Raw genomic sequence first — 20465 nt, 5'->3', positions numbered from 1 at the left:
CATGAATGCAACATTGACATCCAAGATGACATCGCGACTCCCCGCGGCGCTGCCGCGCCTGGCCACGCTGGCCGTGGCCCTGATCCTGGCGGGCTGCTCGCTGGCGCCGACCTACAAGGTGCCGGAAAGCGCGACCGCCGCCACGCCGGCCTACAAGGAAGCGATGGCTGCGCAAGCCGAAGGCACGCAATGGAAGGTGGCCACGCCGGCAGAAGGCGCGCAGCGCGGCGAATGGTGGAAGATCTTCGGCGACGCCGATCTCGACCGCCTGATTGCCACGGCCACCGAGTCCAACCAGGACCTGGCGATCGCCGCGGCGCGCCTCAAGCAGGCCCGCGCCTTCACCGGCGTGGCCGAGGCCGACCAGTACCCGCAGTTGAGCGTGGGCCTGGACCCGACCCGCACCCAGTCCTCGGCCGCCTCGCAGGGGTTGCCGGACGGCACGCGGGTGGCGCCGCAGACGGTGCTCAAGGCACGCGCCATCGCCAGCTACGAGCTCGACCTGTTCGGCCGCGTGGCGGACAACGTCAAGGCGGCGCGGGCGGAAGGCGACGCTGCCGAAGACCTGTATCGCTCGGTGTTGCTAGCGCTGCAGGCGGACGTTGCGCAAGCCTACTTCGCGCTGCGCACGCTGGACAGCGAGCGCGACCTGCTCAACGCCACCATCACCTTGCGAGAGGACGCGCTCAAGCTGCTCAAGCGCCGGTTCGACGAAGGCGAGACCACGGACCTCGACCCCGCCCGCGCCGAAGCCGAGCTGGGTACGGCCCGCGCGGATCTGGCCAGCATCGAACGCCGCCGCGCCAACCAGGAGCACGCGCTGGCGGTACTGACGGGGGCGCCGCCGGCCGCCTTCACGCTGGCCGCGCGCCCGCTGGACGCGGCGCTGATCTCCGTGCCGGCGGGCCTGCCCTCCGACCTGCTGGAGCGCCGCCCCGACATCGCCCAGGCAGAGCGCCTGATGGCGGCGGCCAACGCGCGCATCGGCGTGGCAAAGGCCGCGTTCTATCCGCGCATCACGCTCACCGGCTTGTTCGGCTTTGAATCGAACGACCTGTCGAACCTGTTCAAGTGGTCGTCACGCGCGTGGATGCTGGGCCCGCTGGTGGGCAGCACGATTGCCGCGCCGATCCTCGACGGGGGCCGCAACAAGGCCAACCTGGCGGCGGCGCGCGCGCAGCACGAGGAAGCGGTGGCGAGCTACCGCCAGAGCGTGTTGACGGCGATGCGCGAGGTGGAAGACAGCCTGGCAGACGTACGCTGGCTGAGCCAGCAGGCCGGCGCATTGGACGGCGCACTGGGCGGCGCCCGCCGCGCGGCCAAGATCTCGCGCAGCCGCTACGAAGCGGGCGCAGTGGATTACCTGACGGTGATCGACGCGGATCGTACGGTGCTGCAGTCGCAGCGCGATGCCAACCAGGTGGCCGGGCTGCGCGCCTCCGCCACGGTGGCGCTGGTGCGCCGGCTGGGCGGCGGCTGGGGGCCGTTGCCGGATGCCGCACCCAGCGTGGCGCAGGCGGGCACTGGCCCGCTGGCATCGAACCACTGAGTCCTGGCGCCAGGCCTTCAAAACGCGGCAACCGCCCTCGCGCGGTTGCCGCGTTTTGTCATTGCCGCGCCAACGTGGCCAACAAATCTGACTACACTAAAAGCACCTCGGCCACCCCAGCCGGAAAGGGCCGCAGGCCTTACCGCAGCCCGCCGGCGCATTGTTTGTCCAGGCCTCCACCATGAGCAGGCGGCGAACCCACAGTACGCGAACCCACAGTAGGCGGACCCACAAACGGCGGACCCTGTTCGTCGGGTTCCTGGTTCTGGCGGGCGCGGCGGCCGTGCTGTTGCTCCCGTTGCCGCGGCCGTGGCGCGCCGTTACGCATATCGTCAACGAGGTGACGATCGCGCAACCCGATGCCGTGGTGTTCGACTACGTTTCCACGCCCGCCAACTGGCCCAACTGGCATCCATCCTCGCTCGCCGTGACTGGCGCCTCGGCCGGTCATTCGCTCCTGCCCGGCGAGCAGGTCACCGAGACCTTCCTGGTAGCCGGGCGGCGCGGCCAGGTGGTGTGGACTGCGGTGGAGCGCAGCCCATCCTCGGCCTGGACGATCCAGGGCACCATCGACGGGCGCGAGGCGGGCGCGGTCCGCTACACGCTCGCCCAGACGCCGGAGGGCACGCATTTCCGGCGCGAATTCAGCTACGCCGCGCCGAATCTGCTCTTTACGCTGACTAATTGGCTGGTGCTGCGAAAGCGCATTGAGGCCGAGTCGGCCGAGGCGGTGACGCGGCTGCGGGCGGTGCTGGAGGCCCGCAAGCCCTCGCCCGGCACGGGCGGCTGATCAGCGCGCCGCCTGGGCCGCCGCGTCCGGGCTGGCTACCGGCCGAGCCAGCGCGAGCAACAGCAGCGCACAGAGCAACGCCGCCGCCAGGTTGTAGCCCATCGCGCCGGCAAACGCGTGGGCATAGCGTTGCGCGCTGCCGATGCCGATACCGATACCGCCTTCGGTTTGCAACGCCCGCTGGAAGAACATCCCCGCGATGGCGATGCCGAATGCGCCGCCCACTTGCTGCATGGTGGACACCAGCCCGGACGCCATGCCGGCCTGCGCCTCCCGTGCAAGGCCGAGCACGAGATTGAGCAGCGGCGTCATCAGCATGCCCTGGGCCAGGCCAAACAGGATCAGCGCGGGCACCAGATGCCAGGGCACCAGCATGGCGCCTGCCGTCACCACCTGGAGCGTCAGGGCGGTGTGCGCCGCGGCGTACAGCAAGGCCGCCACGGCGAGCACGGCGTTGCCGAAGCGGCCCACCAGCCGGGGCGCCCATATCGACGCGGCGACGAATCCCACGCTGGCCGGCGCGAACACGCTGCCGGCCAGCAGCGGGCCGACGCCCAGCCCGGCCTGCAACAGCAGGGCGAAGCACAGGAAGAACGCGCTGGCCGTGGAGTACACCAGCAGCACCACCAGCGTACCCAGGGCAAAGCGGCGCTGGGCGAACAGGGCCAGGTCCACCAGCGGAGCGGACCGGCGCCGTTCCACGCGCACAAAGCCGGCCAGCAAGGCGGCGGCCAGCGCCAGCGAGGCAAAGGCCCAGCCCGGCCAGCCGCGCGCGGGGCCCTCCAGCAGCGGCACCAGCAGCAGCGTCAGCCCGGCGCTGGCCAGCAGCACGCCGGGCCAGTCCAGCCCGCTTGCGGGCGAGCCGGGCGCTGCCATGGCCCGCGATTCGGGGATGCGCCGCGCGGCCAGCATGGCAGCCGCGCCCACCGGGATATTGATCAGGAAGATCAGGCGCCAGCCGAGGCCGAACAGATCGCTCTGCACCAGCAGGCCGCCCAGCACCTGGCCGGCGATGGCGGCCAGGCCAAGCGTCATGCCGAGCAGGCCGAAGGCGCGGCGGCGCGCGGCCTCGTCAAAGCTGACGCGGATCACGGCGTAGATCTGGGGGAACAGCAGCGCGGCGGCGGCGCCTTGCAGCACGCGCGCCGCGATCAGCAGCGCCGCGGTAGGGGCCACGCCGCACAGCGCCGAGGCTAGCGTGAAGCCCGCCATGCCGAGCGCGAACAGCCGCCGCCGGCCGTGGAGATCGCCCAGGCGGCTGCCGGTGATCAGCAGCACGCCGTAGGCCAGTTCGTAGGCCGCCACAACCGCGCCGATCTCGCCGAAGCTGGCGCCCAGGTCAGCCTGGATGGAAGGAATCGCCACATTGACCACGAACAGGTCGAAGACGGTGACAAAGCCACCTAGCAACAGCACGAACAGCACGGGCAAGCCGCTTGGAGAGGGCATGGGGGATCCTGTTGAATACGCAGGCCCGCATTCTCAGCTGCTCGTTAAAGTATTACAATTTAACTCCTTATGCTATTACAGCAGGCAATAGGCTAATTCCATGCAGCTAGTTCCATGCCCCTAATTCCATGCCGCCACGCACCCTAGACCGCACACGCGCCGCGTTGGCGGACTTCCTGCGCCAGCGGCGCGAGTGCATCTCTCCCGCGCAGGCGGGCCTGCCCAGCGCCGGCCGGCGCCGCACCCCGGGGCTGCGCCGCGAGGAGGTGGCGGCGTTGGCCGGCGTGGGCCTGACCTGGTACACCTGGCTGGAGCAGGGGCGCGAGATCGGCGTTTCGGCGGCGTTCCTGGAGAACCTGGCGCGCGTGCTCCGGCTGGACGCCGCCGAGCGGCGCCACCTGTTTCTGCTGGCGCACCAGCGCCCGCCGGCCGAGAGCGGGCGCACCTGGTGCACGGTGCCGCCGCTGGTGCGCCGGTTGATGGACGACCTGCCGCTGCGGCCTGCCTATGTGCTCAACCTGCGCTGGGATGTGCTGGCGTGGAACGCGGCGGCCGAGCGCGTGTTTGGCTTTGGCGCTTGCGCGCCGGGCCATCGCAATATGCTGCGCATGATCTTTCTGGACCCGGCCATGCGCGAGCGCTTTGCCGGCTGGGAGGCACAGGCGCCACAGATGCTGGCGAGCTTTCGCCGCGACCTGGCCCGCGCGCCGGACGATCCGACCCTGCTTGAGCTGGTGGACGAGCTGGAGCGCGCGGCGCCGGATTTCAGGCAATGGTGGCGCCAGCACGATGTGCAGGGCGTTTGCAGCGGCATCCGCGCCTTGTGGCTGGATGCGGTGGGGACGGTGCGCTGCGAGCATGCCACGCTCACTGCGGACGAGGAGCGTCACCTGCGGCTGGTGGTCTATGCGGCGGTTGCGGGGGAGCCTGGCAGCGAGGCGTTCGAGGCGTGGCTGGCCAGCGGCATCGGCAGCGGTGCGTGCGCGCCGGCCGTATACTGATCGTGCAATTCAATCGGAGTCGATGGTGTCGGTAGAAAACCTGGCGTCCCCTGCAGGACGCACCCCAGAAGCGGCAGCTACGCCGGAGCCGGCAGCGCAAGCATTGCCGCCCAAGCCTGTGGCGCCGCCCACGCCGGATATCAATGATTGCTGCGGCAATGGCTGCGATCCCTGCATCTTCGACCTGCACGCCGCGGCGATGGAGCAGTACCGCGCCGAGCTCAAGGCTTGGCTGGCGCTTGCCGGCCAGACGGCCGATGCCGGCGCGGGTGGTCCCAGCTTCTGACCCGGCTGGCACGCCACAAGCACCAGACACGTACCTCACGAGGAGCCTGCCTTGACCGTCGCCGACCGGAATATGCTGGCTGATCTCCACGCGTTCGTGCGGGACCATCCGCGCCTGCTGGTGCTGACCGGGGCTGGCATCAGCACCGATTCCGGCATTCCCGGCTACCGTGACGCGCAGGGCACCTGGCAGCGCACGCCGCCCGTGCAGGCGCAGGATTTTTTTCGCTCGCATGCGGTGCGCCAGCGTTACTGGGCGCGCAGCATGCTGGGCTGGCCGGTGCTTGCCAACGCACAGCCCAACGCCGCGCACTTCGCGCTGGCTCAGCTGCAAGCGGCAGGCTATGTGCGCCAGCTTGTCACCCAGAACGTGGACGGCCTGCACCAGCGCGCTGGCAGCACCGGCGTGATCGAGCTGCATGGCCATGTGGGCAGCGTGATCTGCCTGCAATGCGGCACGCGCCGCCCGCGCGCCTCGCTGCAGGCGCAGCTCGAGGCGGACAACCCGGCGCTAGCCGAACTGCGCGCGCTGCCGGCTTCCGACGGCGATGCGCACCTGGAGCTGGCCAGCTTCGAGGCCGTGCATATTCCCGTGTGCGGGCATTGCGGCGGCGTGCTCAAGCCCGACGTGGTGTTCTTCGGGGAGTCGGTGCCGCGCGAGCGCGTGGATGCGTCCCTGCAGGCGCTGGATGAGTCAGATGCCTTGCTGGTGATCGGCTCGTCGCTCACGGTGTTCTCCGGTTACCGCTTCTGCCTGGCGGCGGAAAAGCTGGGCAAGCCGGTGGCGGCCATCAATCTTGGCCAGACCCGTGCCGATGCGCTGCTGGCGTTGAAGGTGGATGCCTCGTGCGCGGCGGCGCTGACGGACCTGGCCGGGCGGCTGGACTTGCCTGCGGGCGCCCCCGCCCACTAGACGCGCTCAGGGATCGCGCCGAGCCAGCGGATTGCCGGGGCCGGGCACCGGCAGCGTGCGCTGCGCATCGCCGGCGTGCAGGGTGTAGCGGTTTGCGGCGTCCGGTCCGTCGACGATTTGCAGGCCTTCGCGCAGCAGCCAGGCCCGGATCTGGGCCTCGGTGGCTTCCGGGTGAAACTGTGCGTGCAGGTTGCTGCCGCCATCGCTGCTGCTGCTGTCGATCTGGGGGGGGGCGTGCTGCCGCCGTGCGCCGGCAGTGCGGCGTTGCCGCTGTTGTAGCGTCCCACCAGCAGGCCGAATTGCAGCACCGCCAGCGTGGCGGCAACCAGGGCAAAGGGCTTGACCCAGCGGGCGCCGTTGGCGGCTTCGGCGGGCGGCGGTTGCGGGACGGGACGTTGCTTTGATTTGACCTCGTTCATTTTGCTGTCGCTCTTGCTGCCGCCATTGCTGCCGTTGTTGCTGTCGCGGGCAATGCGGACGCGGCATTGTATCGCTTCGAGGTGATCAATAAAGCTCACGTTGACGGGGAATCCGGCCACCCTCCGGCACTGGCTTGTGCCCGCTCGGCCTCAGCAAACGCCACCCTTCGTCAGAGGGGCGCTTGCTGCAGCCGCAAGGCATGAAAGCAAGCTAGGGAATCCCACTACAGCACTGGCGCGGATATTGCTTAAAATCCGCTGTTAATACTGTGAAATTTCACAAGGCGGGCAAAATGCAAGTAGCGAGTCTGGCCAGCGCTGGCCAGGAGCCGATTTGACGTGCCGCGCGCACTGCGGCGGGGCGCGGGTGTGGTGCTGTGGGTGCGGTGGGTGYGGTGAGTGCGGTGCGTGCGGTGCGTGCGGAGGCCCGGCGCCATGAATACGCGCTTTGTCGAAGCCTTCATGTGGGTGGCGCGGCTAGGCAGCTTTCGCGCGGCGGCCGAGAAGCTGCACATCACCCAGGCCGCCATGTCCAATCGCATTGCCTCGCTGGAGCAGGAGATTGGCGCGCGCGTATTCGAGCGCGAGGCGCGGGACCTGCGGCTCACGCCGGTGGGATTGCGCCTGCTTGGCTACGGCGAGCGGCTGCTGGAGCTGCAGCGGGAGATCATGGTGCTGGGGCGCGCCGGCCATGAGCTGCTGGGGCTGGTGCGCATCGGCGCCATCGAGAGCGTGGTGCATACCTGGCTGGTCGACTTCCTGCGGCACCTGCAATCATCCTATCCGGGCATCGAGGTGCAGATCACCTCAGAGACCACGGAAGGGCTGCACAAGACCTTGCGCGCCGGCGGCATCGATATCGCCTTGCAGACGGACCCCGCGGTGGGCGAGGGCATCACCAGCACGCCGTGCCTGCCGATGGCGATCGGGTGGGTCGGGCCGCCCGGCGCGGCGCAGCCCGATGAAGGGAAACTGGCCACGCTGCTGCAGCACCCGACCATCACCATGAGCCCGGGCTCGCAGCCGCACGTGGCGCTCAAGGAGTTGTACCGCAAGGCCGGGCTACCCGTTGGCAAGGTGCACTGCGTGAGCTCCATCGCGGCCATCGTGCGGCTGGTGAAGGCGGGCTTTGGCAATGCGCTGATGCCGCTGGCGCCGGTGCGTGAAGAGGTGGAGCGCGGCGAGTTGCGCGTGATCTGCTGCGATGTGCCGCTGCCGCACCAACGGCTGGTAGTGAGCCATCTCGACCATGCGGCGTCGGAGGCGATTCGCCTGGTGGCGGATCTGGCTTGCCGCGAATCGGATCGCTTTGTGCGTTCGCTGCCTGCACCGTTTGCGCCGGAGTGAGGCATGGCCGCGCGCTAAGCTGGTGCGCGAACGCAGCCGGATCGAACAGAAAAACTGATCGGAAACACCAAGAAAAACCCGTTTGTCGCGCGCGGCGATCGCGCCGATCATCAACTCACCGCTTTGTATTGGCGTGGCAACCGGAGAGTTTGATGAGCGAGATGTTCGCGACTGAAAGTTTGGCGATAGAGAGCGTGGCAGGCATGGCCCCGCAGGGCATGTTGTTTGTCGCGTCGAATGTGGATGCGGCCGACGAAGCCGATTTCAATCAATGGTACGACCGCGAGCACGTGGAAGAGCGCGCCCGCATCGAAGGCTTCATCTCTGCCGCGCGCTATGAAGCCGTGCAGGGCGGCCCCAAGTATCTCGGCCTGTATCGCACCGAGTCGCTCGGTGCTTTCACCTCCGCGGCCTACAAGGCGGCCTTTCGCCGCCAGACGCCGTGGTCGGTGGCCAACCTGGACCGCATGCGCCAGCCGATGCGCCGCGTGAGCGAAGTCACCGCCACGGTCGGGCAGGGCAGCGGCAGCTGGATTGCCGTGCTGCCGCTGGCGCAACCGGAGGATCCGCTGGCACTGGTCGACCTGGCGGGCGAGGTCGGCGGGCAACTGTCCGCGCAGCCTGGCTTTGTCCAGTCCTACCTGCTGATGCCCGACGCCGAGCTAAGCCAGCCGTTGCCCAAGGAGAGCCTGACCGACCGGCAACTGCTGCCCATCCTGGTGATCGAGAGCAGCGCCGAAGCCGCGAACGAGCAGGCACTGCAGGAAGCGGCAAAGCGCCTTGGCGCATCGATGCAGCAGTCTGCGCGCTACGCACTGAAATGGAAGCTCTTCTCCGGGGAGGTGGCGTGATGACCAACGCCAGCACGATTTCCACCGCGCAGGGCGCCGCAGGCACGCTCGATGCGGCCACGCACGCCGCCAAGCCCAGGATGGGCCGGCTGGCCGCGGCCAGCACCATCGGCACCACGCTGGAGTGGTACGACTTCACCGTCTACAACCTGATGGCCGCGTTGGTGTTCAACGCGGTGTTCTTCCCCTCGTTCGATCCGCTCACGGGCACGATCCTGGCGTTTTCCACCTATGCGGTGGGCTATGTCTCGCGCCCGCTTGGCGGCGTGCTGTTCGGGCATCTGGGCGACAAGCTCGGCCGGCGCTTCGTGCTGGTCGCCACGCTGATCCTGATGGGCGTGGCCACGGGGCTGATGGGCTTGCTGCCCACTTACATGTCGTGGGGCATCTGGAGCCCGATCCTGCTGGTGGCGCTGCGCTTCCTGCAAGGGGCGGCGATCGGCGGCGAATGGGCTGGCGCGGTCTTGCTGTCGATGGAGCACGGCGCGCAGCACCAGCGCGGGCGCAACGCGTCGTTCACGCAGGTGGGGCCGTCGTGCGGCACGCTGCTGGGCACCGGCTTTATCGCCGTGGTATCGCTGTGGCTGAGCCCGGAGGATTTCCAGGCGTGGGGCTGGCGCATTCCGTTCCTGTCGAGCGTGCTGCTGGTGCTGTTCGGGCTGTGGCTGCGCAAGGGCGTTGAGGAAACCCCGCTGTTCAAGGAGATGGAAGCGCGCAAGAGCACGGCCAAGACGCCGATCAAGGAAGTGTTCGTGGATCACTGGCGGCGCCTGCTGGTGGCCGGTGGCGTGCGCATCGGCTCCGACGTGCTCTATGCGCTGGTGGTGGTCTTCACGCTGACCTACGTGACCAGCGTGCTGCACCTGTCCCGGCCGCTGGCGCTGACCGCGACCATGATCGGCGCGGCGTGCAACGCCATCGCGGTGCCCTTGTTCGGCAGCCTGTCGGACAAGCTCGGCCGCCGCCCGGTGTACATAGCCGGGGCCTTGCTGGCCGTGGTGTGGGCCTTTGTGTTCTTCCGCCTGATGGACAGCGCGCAGCCGCTGCAGATCTGCGCCGCGGTGGTGGTCGGGCTGATCATCCACGCCATGATGTACGGCCCGCAGGCGGCCTTCGTGACCGAGCAGTTCCCCACGCGGGTGCGCTACGCCGGGTCCTCGCTGGCCTATACGCTGGCGGGCATCGTGGGCGGCGGCTTTGCGCCGCTGATCATCGCCAGCCTTTACAAGTCGTATGGCTCGACGCTGGCGATCTCGCTGTATGTCAGCGCCGCCGTGGCGCTGACGCTGGCGGCGCTGCTGGTGGCGCGGGAAACCGCGAAGAAGCCGCTCGAAAGCTGATCCGGCTAGCCCTCGAGCGCCGTCGCGAAGACCGTTTCGCGGCGGCCTTGCAGCAGCGCCTGGCGAAAGGAAAGCACATGGGCCGTGACCGCGTTGGCCGCTGCCGCGCCGTCGCCGTCGCGCAGCGCCTTCAGGATGGCACGGTGCTCGGCGCCGACCTCGGCCAGGTGCCCTTCGGACGACAGCGAAATGGCCCAGAAGCGCTGTGAGCGCGCGTGCAGCACCTTGAGGATTTCGATGAGGATCGGGTTGTCCGAGACCTGCGCGATTTCCTCGTGGAACAGGCGGTCCAGGTTGGTCACCTCGGGCAGGTTGCGCTGCGCCACGGCGTCTTCCACCTGGCTCAGCAGGCTTTCGAGCTTGCGCAGGCCGGCGGCGGTGATGCGCTCGGCAGCCAGCCTGGCGCACAGCGTTTCGTTGGCCAGGCGCACGTCGATCAGGTGCAGCGCATCGTCGATGGACAGTGGCGAGACCACCACGCCCTTGCGTGGCAGGATCTGGACCAGCCCTTCGTTGGCCAGCCGGTGCAGCGCCTGGTTGATGGGCGTGCGGCCGAGGTCAAGATCGTCGACCAGGGTGGAGATGTTGAGGTGCTCGCCGGGGCGGTAGACCAGTGTGGTCAGCCGCTCCCGCAGGCCGTTGTAGGCCAGCTCATTCTGCGATGGTTCTTCGGTCCTGGCCCGGGCGCGCGATGTGCCGGCGCTGCGGCGATCCACTGATGGCAAAACTCTCTCCCGACAACACGGCAACGCGTGCAAGGGCGATATCGTACTACCAAAAGCAGGCGCGGCCCGAGGCGCCTGGTCAATGCCGCATGCCTAATCCAGCTTGATGTCCGCCGTGCTGATCACGGCCTTCCACTTGGCCACTTCGGCCGCGGTGTGGTGGTTCAGCGCGGCGGGTTTGTAGGCGGCGTCCGGCAGCAGCTGGATGCCCTGGTCGGCGAGCTTCTTCGCAAACTCCGGGTCGGCGATGGCCTTGGCGAACGCGGCGTAGTTGCGCGCGATGACGTCCTTGGGCGTGCCCTTCGGCGCATACAGGCCATACCAGGTGGATGCCTCGAAGTTCGGCATCACGGTTTCCGCCACGGTGGGCACGTTGGGGAACTGCGGCACGCGCTGCTTCGCCGTCTGCGCGATGGCGACGACCTTGCCGCCCTTGACTTGCGGCAGGGCGGTGTTGGTCTGGTCGAACATGCCATCCACCTGCCCGCCCATGACATCGGTCAGGGCCGGGCCGGCGCCTTTGTACGACACCGGGGTCACCTTGATCCTGGCCTGCTGGGCGAACATGGCGGCGACCAGATGCGAGGTGGAGCCCACGCCCGCGTTGCCGAAGTTGAGCTTGCCCGGATTGGCGCTGGCAAAGGCGACCAGGTCCTGCACGGTCTTGAACTTCGAGTTCGCGCCGACCAGCAGCACCAGCGGCGTATCGGGGAAGCGGAACACGCCCTCGAAGTCCTTGACCGGGTCATAGGACAGCTTCTTGTATAGCGACGGCGCCGCGGCCATATAGCCCATATGCCCGACCAGGAAGGTGTAGCCATCGGGCGCGGCCTTTGCCGCCTTGCCCGCGCCAATGGTGCCGCCGGCGCCGGCCTGGTTCTCGATCAGCACCGGCTGGCCCAGATCGCGCCCGACGCGGTCCGCGATATTGCGGGCAAGCGCGTCGGTGGGGCCGCCGGCCGCGAAAGGCACGATCCACGTGACCGGGCGGGCGGGGTAGCTTTGCGCCAGCGCGCTGGTGGACAGGGCTAGCAGGGCCAGGGCGGCGCCCAGTTGCTTGGTCATTGTTGTCTCCATCATCAAGGTGGTATCGGTTGTTCTGAGATGACCGGTACTGCTTATATGTACATCTAAGAAATATGTTTGAACATATATTAGGAATCTGGCCAGCGACCGTCAAGCCGGATCCACATCTCGTTTACCCTTTACGCTTGGCTTGCGGGCCGCCAGGCGCTAGCATCTGCTACGCCTCAGGCACATCGATCGATCATTCAGGGAACCCATGGAGCCACGCCACGCCGAGTTGACCAAGGCACTTATTCACGACATCACGAGCGGGGTCTATCCGGTCGGGTCAAGCCTGCCGGGCGAACTGGAGCTGGCCGAAAAGCACGGCGTCAGCCGGGGCACCGTGCGGGTGGCGCTGATGCGCATCCAGGAGCTAGGCCTGGTCTCGCGCAAAAAGCGCGCCGGCACCCGGGTGGAAGCCGCCGCGCCGCGCAGCAGCGAGTACACGCCCAAGCTCTCCACCATCGACGAACTGGTGCAGTACGGCGCCGCCACGCAGCGCGTGATCCACGGCGCGCGCGAGATCGTGCTGGACATCGAGCTGGCCACCCGGCTGGGCTGCCCGCCGGGCTCGCGCTGGCTGCACATCGAATCCTCCCGCACCAACCCCGAAGCGCCAGCCCACCCGTTATCGTGGTCCGATATCTACGTGATGGCGGCTGACGGCAGCAAGATCCGCAAGCTGCTCAAGACGGATCCCAACCTGATCAGCGAGATGGTCGGCAAGACCACCGGGCGCCTGGTCAAGGAAGTGCGCCAGACCGTGCGCGCGGTGGGCGTGCCCGCCGCGCTCGCGGACGTGCTGGGCACCGCGCCCGATGCCCATGCGCTGGAATTCGTGCGGCGGTATTTCGACCAGTCGGACCGGTTGTTCGAAGTGGTGGTGAGCTTGCATCCGGCCGATCGCTTCACGTATTCGACGGTGCTGCAGCGTCAGGGCTGAGCTTCGCCGGTCCGGAGCTCGTCTGGAAACGGGGAGTCAAGGGATTTGCTTTCCGGTGGCGGGGCGTGTCATTATGTATAGACATAATTGATTCGCGCAGCCGCTGGTCCGCTTGCTGCGCCCACCCCGCCATGACCGTGATCTTCCAGGAAGACGTCGTCGACACCATTGCCGACGCGCTGCAGTACGTCAGCTACTACCATCCCGCCGATTTCGTGCAGGCGCTCAAGCGCGCCTTTGCCGCCGAGCCCGCTGGCGCGGCGCGCGATGCCATCGAGCAGTTGCTGGTCAACAGCCGCATGAGCGCCGAGGCGCACCGGCCGATCTGCCAGGACACCGGCGTGGCGCAGGTTTTCATGACCGTGGGCATGGACGTGCGCTTTGCGGCGCGCGATGGCGCAGCAAAGCTGTCCGTGCAGCAGATGGTGGACGCCGCCGTGCGCCGGGGCTACACGCACAGCGCCAATCCGCTGCGCGCCACCATGGTCGGCTCGGCACTGGGGGAGCGGCGCAACACCGGCGACAACACCCCGGGCTTCCTGCAACTGGAACTGGTGCCCGGCAACACCATCAAGATGACGGTGGTGGCCAAGGGCGGCGGCGGCGACGTGAAGGCGAAGTTCGCCACGCTCAACCCAAGCGATTCGCTGGTCGACTGGGTCCTCGCCGCCATCCCGCAGATGGGCGCTGGCTGGTGCCCGCCCGGTGTGCTTGGCGTTGGGGTGGGCGGCACGCCGGAGCAGGCCATGCTGGCGGCCAAGCGCGCGTTGTTCAGCCCCATCGACATCCATGCGCTGCGCGACAAGGGGCCCGCGAACGACACCGAGCGGCTGCGGCTGGAACTGTTCGAGCGCATCAACGCGCTCGGCATCGGTGCGCAGGGGCTGGGCGGGCTGGCCACCGTGCTGGATGTCAAGGTGGCCGCGCTGCCGTGTCACGCTGCGACGCTGCCGGTGGCGCTGATTCCCAATTGCGCGGCCACGCGTTTTGTCACGCTGGAGCTGGATGGCTCAGGCCCCGCGCGGCTGGAGCCGCCGCCTGCCGGCACCTGGGATGGCATTCCCGGCGCGTTGGCCGCCAAGCCCGGCCGCGTGGTCGACCTGGACAACCTGGATGCCGCGGAGGTGGCGCAATGGCAGGTTGGCGAGACCTTGCGGCTGCGCGGCCGCCTGCTGACGGCGCGCGATGCCGCGCACAAACGGCTGGTAGCCATGCTGGATGCGGGCGAGCCGCTGCCGGTGCCGCTGCGCAATCGCGCGATCTACTATGTGGGGCCGGTCGACGCCGTGGGCGACGAAGCGGTAGGCCCGGCAGGGCCGACCACGGCTACGCGCATGGACAAGTTCGTGCCGCAGTTGCTGGAGCAGACGGGCTTGCTGGTGATGATCGGCAAGGCCGAGCGCGGGCCAGTGGCCATCGAGGCCATCCGCCGCCACGGCGCGGCCTACCTGATCGCGGTGGGTGGCGCGGCCTACCTGATCTCCCGGGCGATCCGCAAGGCACGCGTGCTGGCCTTCGCGGAACTGGGGATGGAGGCCATCTATGAGTTCGAGGTGGAGGACATGCCTGCCACGGTGGCGGTGGATGCCACGGGGCGGTCGATACATCGGATCGTCGCGGGCTGAGGCCCGCAGCGCTCCGGGGAGCTACGCCTGGGGCCGATAGCGCCCGCGCAGCGGATCCAGCAGGCTGGTCAGGCCGTTGTGGTCGAGTTCGTGCATCAGGGCCAGCAGCTGGCCGATCTCGCCCGGCGGAAAGCCTTCGCGCGCGAACCAGTTCAGGTAGGTGCCCGGCAGGCTGGCGATGGCGCGGCCCTTGTACTTGCCATAGGGCATGGTGCGGGTGAGCAGGAGTGGCAGGTGTTCGGGATTCATGGAGCAACCTCAGGCGGGCCTCGGATGGCGCCGGCAGGGGGATGTTACCAGCGTGCCGCGCCCGGTTTGCCGCCGCCTGCCGCGCCGGGGTACGATCCTGACCTTATCGCTGACGAGGACAAGCAAGATGGCAAAGCAAGGCACAGGCGCTGGCCTGAAAAGCATCGCTCTGTTCGAGGCTGCCAAGGGTGTGCTGGTGATCCTGGTGGGGCTGGGCCTGGTTGCGCTGCTGCACCGGGACGCGCAGGCGCTGGCCGAGGCCATTGTCGCCCGCCTGCACCTGAACCCGGGGAGCCGCTACCCGACCATCTTCCTGTCGCTGATGGCCCATCCGAGCGACGCGCGCCTGTGGGCCATTGGCGGATCCGCCGCGATGTACGCAGCCATGCGCCTCACGGAGGCCTACGGCCTGTGGCGTCAGCGCGTGTGGGCGAAATGGCTGGGCGTATGGTCGGGCGCGGTCTACATCCCGGTGGAACTGTACGAGGCGGTGGTGCATCCCAGCGCGATTCACATCGGGCTGGCCATCGCCAATGTACTGATCGTGGCCTACCTGGCAAACAGCATCAGGCACAATCCGGCCGGCGCCTAGCCATCGCAGGCGCCTCCCGGCGTGGCCAGGCCAGCAATGCGCCAGCGGCCAGGCCGTACAGGTGGGCGCTGGCCACGACCGGGCCGCCCAGCCATGCGCCTGCGTCCTCGGCGGGCCCCGCCAGGATCTGCCAGCCCGCGCGCGCCGCCAGCGCGAGCAGCAGCATCGCCGCGAGGCCATCGCGGCGGGCCCGGGGCAGCAGGGCGACCATGGCAAGCCCGTAGTTGATGCCGGAGAAGCCCGCATAGCGGAGCAGCTCCGGCTCGCCGGCTAGCAGCAGCAATCCTGTCATGGCCGCCAATGGCGGCACCACGTGCCAGGCGCGCATGTGCGCCGGCAGGAGCGCAGCCAGCATCAGCAGCCCCGCCACGTTGAGCAGGCAATGTGCCCAGCCGAGATGCACGAAATGACAGCTCAGCAGGCGCCATGCTTCACCCGCGAGCATGGCCTCGCGATCGAAGCGCAGGGCCTGCATCAGCGCAGGCCCGGCAGCCTGGAGCGCGACCAGCGCCAGCGCCAGCAGCAGCCACCCGCCGGCGGCGCGCCGCCTGTCAACGTGCCTGTCAGCGTGCATGTCAGCGGCGCGCAACGCCGCCTGTAAAGCCGCCGGCAAAGCGGCGCCATGCCGCTGCGGCCAGGGCGCCGGCCAGAACCAGCAGCATCCACGTGTCCGCTGCGCCGGTCCCGGTGTCGCCGCCCTGGCTGGCGGTGGCGCCACCGGCATTGCCGTTGCCCGTACCCGCTTGCTCACCCTCCGGCGCAAGGCTGTCGTCGCGCAGTGCCAGGTCTACCAGCACCGGGTCGTGATCGGACGAACGGTAAGCATCCGGTGCGTAGAACGACGTTTGCTGATCCGTGCTCTTGAAGGCCACCGAGTACTCCAGGGCAATGGGCTCATCCGCATTGATATGCCACTCGCTGACCGCGCGGATGCGGCTCGCCGCAGCGTCATTGGCCAGCGCGTGGTCGATATAGCCGGCCTCGCCGCCAAAGACATAGCTATAGGCGCTGGCGCCGACGAAGCGCGCCACCATGTCGGCGTAGCCCTTGTCGGCAAAGAGGCGGATCGGGTCTTCCTTTGCGTAGCTGTTGAGGTCGCCGATCAGCAGCTTGCCGTCATCCGCGACGCCGGTGGGCGAGGTGGCAAGCCAGTCGGCGATCTTGCCGGCGGCGGCGAGGCGGGTCGGGTTCCAGCAGCTCTGGCCATCGCCCTGGTCGGCGTCGGCACCCGTGGACCCGGTGCAGCCCTTGGATTTGAGGTGGTTGACCACCACCGTGAGCTTGCGGGTCTGGCCAGGCAGGCGGAAGGTGCGGGCCAGGGGCTGGCGGTTCTTGTCGTCGATGGCCAGCGTGGCAGGCACGCCCACGGGCTCCACGGTGCGGCTGTTGTAGATCAGGGCGACCTTGATGGCGTCGCCGCCGAGCTTGTCCACGCCCGGGTCGACAAAACGCCAGTCCGACCCGAGCTTGCCGACCAGCCGCCGGATGGCGCTGAATTCGCCATAGCCGTCGTTCTCGATTTCCATCAGGCCAACGACATCGGCATTCAGCGCTTTGAGGGCGGCCACGATCTTGGCTTCCTGGCGCTCGAACTCCGCCAGCGTCTTGGCACCGCGATTGTTCGGGTCGTCGAAGCCCGCGCCCTTGCCGTCGCCGTTGAAATAGTTCAGCACGTTGAACGATGCCACCCGGATATCGGACTGGGCCGCGCGTGCCGGCGCGCTGGTGCGCGGGTTCGCCGTGGCCTGGAAGGCCGGGGCGGGTGCGCCGGGCACGGTCTGCAGGCGCCAGCCGCCAAAGCGCATTTCCAGCACGCCCTGCACATTGCTGACGGTGTACCCACCGCGCAGCGTGTTGGCCGCGCTCAGGCCCGGCGCGGGGAAAGGCACGACCGCCGGGTTCTGCTTGTTCGAGCCGTCGTCGAGCACCATGCGGTTCAGTGCGTTGGCCGCGGCCTGCGCGGCCGCGCCGGCCTTGGGCAGCGCCACATTGGTGGGCAGCGGCAGGCGGCCGTTGCTCAGCAGCACGCTGCCGTAGCGGCCCAGTTCATAAGTCTCGCTCACAGTGAGAGATTGCGGCAGCCGCACCAGCATGCCCTCGAAGGCAGCCAGCGATTGCGCGGTCTGCGCGGGTAGCGTGACTATCGCCGGGGTGACGGTCTGGCCGTTGCCACAAACCGCCACGGTGCTGGCAAGCGCCAGCTGCGTCTGGCCGAACTTCTCCTCGACCTTGCCAACCAGGTGGACCAGGTCGCCGGCACGGGCACTGGTCGAGGGGGCATACACGAACAGTCCCTCGGACACGCCAGGACGGTTCTGGCGCTGGGCATCCGCCTGCTGGACGAAAAAGCCGCCAAAGCCATCCGTGCCGGGATAGTCGGCCGTCACCACCGCCTCCACGTCGACCGTCTGCCCGGCCAGCGGCGAGGTGGCGCCGGCGCCCTGGATATCGGCGATCAGCGTGGCTGCGGCGCCGCACTGCGCGGTGACCGGCGGCAATGGCGCCGGTGCGTTGTTGTAGTAGCCAAGGTCGGCGAAGGYGTCGGTGCCGAAGCCGTCCCACTGCAGCGCCGGATCGAAGGCCCCGGTGCTGTCGCTGTCGCCGGTGACTAGCCCGGCCTTGCGGCGCAAGGTGTTGTCCTTGGTGATGGAGGTGCCGGTGCCCCAGGCGCCGCCGGCAGGCTGCACGCCGACCTGCCCGAAGCGGTCGATCACGGTGCCCGCGCGCGTCAGTACCAGCGCGTCGTCGCCGTTGAAGGTGAATGCGATGACCTGGTTCAGGCGGCTGCCGAGTGTGGCCGCCATGCTGGTATGCGCCATCACGTAGACCGCGCCGGGGGCCAGCGTGCCGCTGAGCGTGAAGGTGCTGGTGGGTGCCGTGGCGCCGTTGTTGTACTGCTGGAGCTTGTATTGCGACAGGTCGATCGCGGTAGCATCCGGGTTATACAGTTCGACGGCCTTGTTGTTGGAGGTTCCTTCCACGACCTCGCTGATGATCAGGTCGGCATGGGCGGGCAGGGCGATGGCAAGCAGGGCGGTACTAAGGACGGACAGGCGCATGTGGGGCGGCTCGATGGATCGGGTTTTGCAAAGTCCGTGATGCTATTGAGCGCAGGTGACAGGGGCATGAATGGCTGGCATACATTTGCCCGCCGCCCTCCGCCGCCCCGGAAAAGCACGCGGCTCACGCCCGCCAGCGCGGCGGGACGCGGCGCACAAACCAGTGCCACGCGGTGAGCGCCGTGGCGCCCGCCAACGCCCAGAGCAGCCAGGGATCCGTGGCGCCAGCGCCGGCTTGCGCCTTCTCGTTGGATTCCTTGCTGGCATTCGCGCCGGTGCCACCGCTGGTGCCAGTGTCGGTGCTGGTACTTCCCGCGCTACCGTCTGCGCCCGCTGCGCCTGCTGTGCCCGCTGTGCCGCCCGTGGCCACGCCATCGCCGCGCATGGCAAGGTCGACCACCAGCGGGTCGTGGTCGGAAGAGCGATAGGCGTCGGGTGCATAGAAGGATTGCTGCTGCGCCTCGCTCTTGTGGGCCAGCGCATAGGCCAGGGAAATCGGCTCGTCGGCGTTGATGTGCCAATGGCGCGCCGCGAGGGTGCGGCTCGCCGCCCCCGCATCGGCAAGCGCGTGGTCGATGTAGCCGGCCTCGCCGCCAAAGACATAGCTGTAGGACGGGGCGCCGGCTTCGGCGAAGCGCGCGATCATGTCCGCATAGCCGCGCTCCGCCAGCAGGCGGATCGGGTCTTCCTGTGCGTAGCTGTTGAGGTCGCCAATCACCAGCTTGCCATCGTCCGGCACGCCGGTGGGCGAGGTGGCCAGCCAGTCGGCAATGCGGCTGGCCGCCGCCACGCGCGTGGGATTCCAGCAGCTCTGGCCATCGCGCTGGTCCGCATTGACGCCGCGAGCGTCGTTGCAGCGCTTGGACTTGAAATGGTTCACCACCACCGTAAGCTTGGCGGGATGGCCCGGCAGGCGGAAGGTGGCGGCCAGCGGCTGGCGGGTTCTCGCGCCCAGCGCCAGGGTGGCCGGCGTGCCGACGGGTTCGACCTTGCGGGCGTTGTAGACCAGGGCGACCTTGATGACGTCGTCGCCCAGTTGCTCCCGGCCAGGATGGATGAAGCGCCAGTCCGGACCGAGTTTGCCCGCGAGCCGGTGGATGGCGCTCAGCTCGCCATGGCCATTGTTTTCGATTTCCATCAGGCCGATCACGTCGGCGTTCAGGCCTTGCAACGCGCTCAGGATCTTGGCTTCCTGGCGGGCGAACTCGGCAGGCGTCTTTGCGCCGCGATTGCCGGGGTCATCGAAGCCCGCGCCGCGGCCGTCGCCGTTGAAGTAGTTCTCGACATTGAACGCCGCCACGCGCAGATCGGTGTGGGCGGCGCGCGCCGGCGCGCCGGTGCGCGGATTGGTGGGCTGGAACGCCGGCAGCGGCGCGCCGGGGAGCGGCTGGATGCGCCAGGCGTTTGCGCGCCATTCCAGCACGCCCCGCACATTGGCGACGGAGTCCCCGCCACGCAGTGTGTTCGATGCGCTCAGGCCCGGTGCGGGATGGATGACGCGAGGCGGGTTCTGCCGGCTGTAGCCATCGTCCAGCACCAGGCGATTGAGCGCATTGGCGGCAGCCTGTGCGGCGGCGGCTTCCCCGGGCAAGGCCACGTTGGTGGGCAGCGGCAGGCGGCCGAGGCTGAGCACCACGCTGCCGTAGCGGCCGAGTTCGAAGGTTTCGCCGACGGTGAGCGTCTGCGGCAGCCGCACCAGCATGCCCTCATAGGCCGCCAGCGAGCCCGTGTGCGGCGTGGGCAGCGTGACGGTTTCCGGGGTGACCGCCTGGCCCGCCGCGCACACCGTGGCGGGGCCGGACAGCCTTAGCCGCATCTGGCCCGCGCGCTCCTCCACCGTGCCGAGCACGCGCACCAGATCGCCCGCCCGCGCAGCTGCGCGCGGCGCATGGACGAACATACCCTCCGACACGCCTGGACGACGCTGGCGCTGGGCGTCGGCCTGCTGCACGAAGAAGCCGCTGAGGCCGTCGGCACCCGAGTAGTCGGCCGTGACCACCGCCTCCAGCGCGACCCTTCGCCCGATGGACGGCGTGCCCTCGCTTTCGTCCCGCAGGTTTGCGATCAGCGTGGCCGGCGCGCCGCATTGCGCGCTGGGAGGGGCCAGCAGCGCCCGCGCCTGATCGCGATAGCCCGCGTCGGCATGGGCGGGCAAGGCAAAGCAGAGCCAGGCCAGGCAGGGTGGCAGCCAGCGCGGCAGGATGTGCGGCAGGCAGCCGTGCAGGAAAAGCTTTGGCAAGAACAGGCGCATGGATGGGTC

The 20465-nt window shown here is 68.7% G+C and carries 19 protein-coding genes; 11 read left to right on the top strand and 8 right to left on the bottom strand.

Annotation, left to right across the window (positions count from 1 at the left end; translation table 11 throughout):
- Nucleotides 1–25 precede the first annotated feature (25 nt).
- Both AB4061_RS17560 and AB4061_RS17555 read left to right on the top strand, forming a co-directional pair.
- On the top strand, nt 26–1549 hold the full coding sequence (locus AB4061_RS17560) for an efflux transporter outer membrane subunit (protein ID WP_441635922.1): 1524 nt from the start codon (nt 26–28) through the stop codon (nt 1547–1549).
- A gap of 265 nt (nt 1550–1814) precedes the next feature.
- Nucleotides 1815–2339 (top strand): SRPBCC family protein, encoded by a 525-nt coding sequence (locus tag AB4061_RS17555; protein WP_441636056.1) that lies wholly within the window; start codon nt 1815–1817, stop codon nt 2337–2339.
- Here the strand turns inward: AB4061_RS17555 and AB4061_RS17550 are convergent, their stop codons facing one another.
- The gene (locus tag AB4061_RS17550; protein WP_441635920.1) at nt 2340–3788 is read right to left on the bottom strand and encodes an MFS transporter; all 1449 of its coding nucleotides are present in this window, start codon (nt 3786–3788) and stop codon (nt 2340–2342) included.
- 128 nt (nt 3789–3916) lie between these two features.
- On the opposite strand from AB4061_RS17550, the gene AB4061_RS17545 reads away from it, so the two are divergent.
- Genes AB4061_RS17545 through AB4061_RS17535 form a run of 3 tightly spaced genes read left to right on the top strand, consistent with a single transcriptional unit; the run spans nt 3917 to nt 5987 of the window.
- Nucleotides 3917–4789, top strand: a complete 873-nt coding sequence (locus tag AB4061_RS17545) for a helix-turn-helix transcriptional regulator (protein ID WP_441635918.1) — start codon at nt 3917–3919, stop codon at nt 4787–4789.
- 22 nt (nt 4790–4811) lie between these two features.
- The gene (locus tag AB4061_RS17540) at nt 4812–5075 is read left to right on the top strand and encodes an oxidoreductase-like domain-containing protein (RefSeq protein WP_441635916.1); all 264 of its coding nucleotides are present in this window, start codon (nt 4812–4814) and stop codon (nt 5073–5075) included.
- Between the two features lie 51 nt (nt 5076–5126).
- The gene (locus AB4061_RS17535; RefSeq protein ID WP_441635914.1) at nt 5127–5987 is read left to right on the top strand and encodes an NAD-dependent protein deacetylase; all 861 of its coding nucleotides are present in this window, start codon (nt 5127–5129) and stop codon (nt 5985–5987) included.
- Here AB4061_RS17535 and AB4061_RS17530 read toward each other — a convergent pair.
- On the bottom strand, nt 5984–6505 hold the full coding sequence (locus tag AB4061_RS17530; RefSeq protein WP_441635912.1) for a hypothetical protein: 522 nt from the start codon (nt 6503–6505) through the stop codon (nt 5984–5986). The genes AB4061_RS17535 and AB4061_RS17530 overlap by 4 nt on opposite strands.
- A 336-nt stretch (nt 6506–6841) precedes the next feature.
- On the opposite strand from AB4061_RS17530, the gene AB4061_RS17525 reads away from it, so the two are divergent.
- The 3 genes from AB4061_RS17525 (at nt 6842) to AB4061_RS17515 (ending at nt 9944) form a co-directional block, all read left to right on the top strand.
- The gene (locus tag AB4061_RS17525) at nt 6842–7753 is read left to right on the top strand and encodes a LysR family transcriptional regulator (protein ID WP_441635910.1); all 912 of its coding nucleotides are present in this window, start codon (nt 6842–6844) and stop codon (nt 7751–7753) included.
- 152 nt (nt 7754–7905) lie between these two features.
- On the top strand, nt 7906–8604 hold the full coding sequence (locus tag AB4061_RS17520; RefSeq protein WP_441635908.1) for a hypothetical protein: 699 nt from the start codon (nt 7906–7908) through the stop codon (nt 8602–8604).
- 80 nt (nt 8605–8684) lie between these two features.
- Nucleotides 8685–9944: an MFS transporter gene (locus tag AB4061_RS17515; protein WP_441636054.1), complete on the top strand. Its 1260-nt coding sequence runs from the start codon at nt 8685–8687 to the stop codon at nt 9942–9944.
- 5 nt (nt 9945–9949) lie between these two features.
- Here the strand turns inward: AB4061_RS17515 and AB4061_RS17510 are convergent, their stop codons facing one another.
- Together AB4061_RS17510 and AB4061_RS17505 are read right to left on the bottom strand one after the other, a co-directional pair.
- The gene (locus AB4061_RS17510) at nt 9950–10660 is read right to left on the bottom strand and encodes a GntR family transcriptional regulator (RefSeq protein WP_441636052.1); all 711 of its coding nucleotides are present in this window, start codon (nt 10658–10660) and stop codon (nt 9950–9952) included.
- A gap of 102 nt (nt 10661–10762) precedes the next feature.
- Entirely contained in the window at nt 10763–11734 is a 972-nt protein-coding gene (locus AB4061_RS17505) for a tripartite tricarboxylate transporter substrate-binding protein (protein ID WP_441635906.1), read from the bottom strand.
- Between the two features lie 217 nt (nt 11735–11951).
- Between AB4061_RS17505 and AB4061_RS17500 the strand changes: the two genes are divergently transcribed.
- Nucleotides 11952–12680, top strand: coding sequence for a GntR family transcriptional regulator (locus tag AB4061_RS17500; protein WP_441635904.1), 729 nt, complete (start codon nt 11952–11954; stop codon nt 12678–12680).
- 131 nt (nt 12681–12811) lie between these two features.
- Nucleotides 12812–14305 carry a fumarate hydratase gene (locus AB4061_RS17495; protein WP_441635902.1) on the top strand — a complete coding sequence of 498 codons (1494 nt, stop codon included), beginning with the start codon at nt 12812–12814 and terminating at the stop codon, nt 14303–14305.
- 21 nt (nt 14306–14326) lie between these two features.
- Here AB4061_RS17495 and AB4061_RS17490 read toward each other — a convergent pair whose 3' ends face one another.
- Complete coding sequence (locus tag AB4061_RS17490; protein WP_441635900.1) at nt 14327–14554, bottom strand: DUF3820 family protein; 228 nt, start codon at nt 14552–14554, stop codon at nt 14327–14329.
- 127 nt (nt 14555–14681) lie between these two features.
- On the opposite strand from AB4061_RS17490, the gene AB4061_RS17485 reads away from it, so the two are divergent.
- Nucleotides 14682–15146 (top strand): DUF2127 domain-containing protein, encoded by a 465-nt coding sequence (locus tag AB4061_RS17485; protein ID WP_441635898.1) that lies wholly within the window; start codon nt 14682–14684, stop codon nt 15144–15146.
- Here the strand turns inward: AB4061_RS17485 and rrtA are convergent.
- From rrtA to AB4061_RS17470, 3 genes are all read right to left on the bottom strand, one after another.
- Nucleotides 15121–15720, bottom strand: a complete 600-nt coding sequence (gene rrtA, locus AB4061_RS17480) for a rhombosortase (RefSeq protein WP_441635896.1) — start codon at nt 15718–15720, stop codon at nt 15121–15123. The two genes, AB4061_RS17485 and rrtA, sit on opposite strands and share 26 nt — an antisense overlap.
- A 1-nt stretch (nt 15721) precedes the next feature.
- On the bottom strand, nt 15722–18205 hold the full coding sequence (locus AB4061_RS17475) for an ExeM/NucH family extracellular endonuclease (RefSeq protein WP_441635894.1): 2484 nt from the start codon (nt 18203–18205) through the stop codon (nt 15722–15724).
- A 124-nt stretch (nt 18206–18329) separates the two neighbouring features.
- Complete coding sequence (locus AB4061_RS17470) at nt 18330–20456, bottom strand: ExeM/NucH family extracellular endonuclease (protein WP_441635892.1); 2127 nt, start codon at nt 20454–20456, stop codon at nt 18330–18332.
- Nucleotides 20457–20465: the final 9 nt, after the last annotated feature.

This window comes from Cupriavidus sp. YAF13, assembly GCF_052113425.1.
Classification (GTDB): domain Bacteria; phylum Pseudomonadota; class Gammaproteobacteria; order Burkholderiales; family Burkholderiaceae; genus Cupriavidus.
This window is presented reverse-complemented; position numbering and strand designations above follow the sequence as displayed.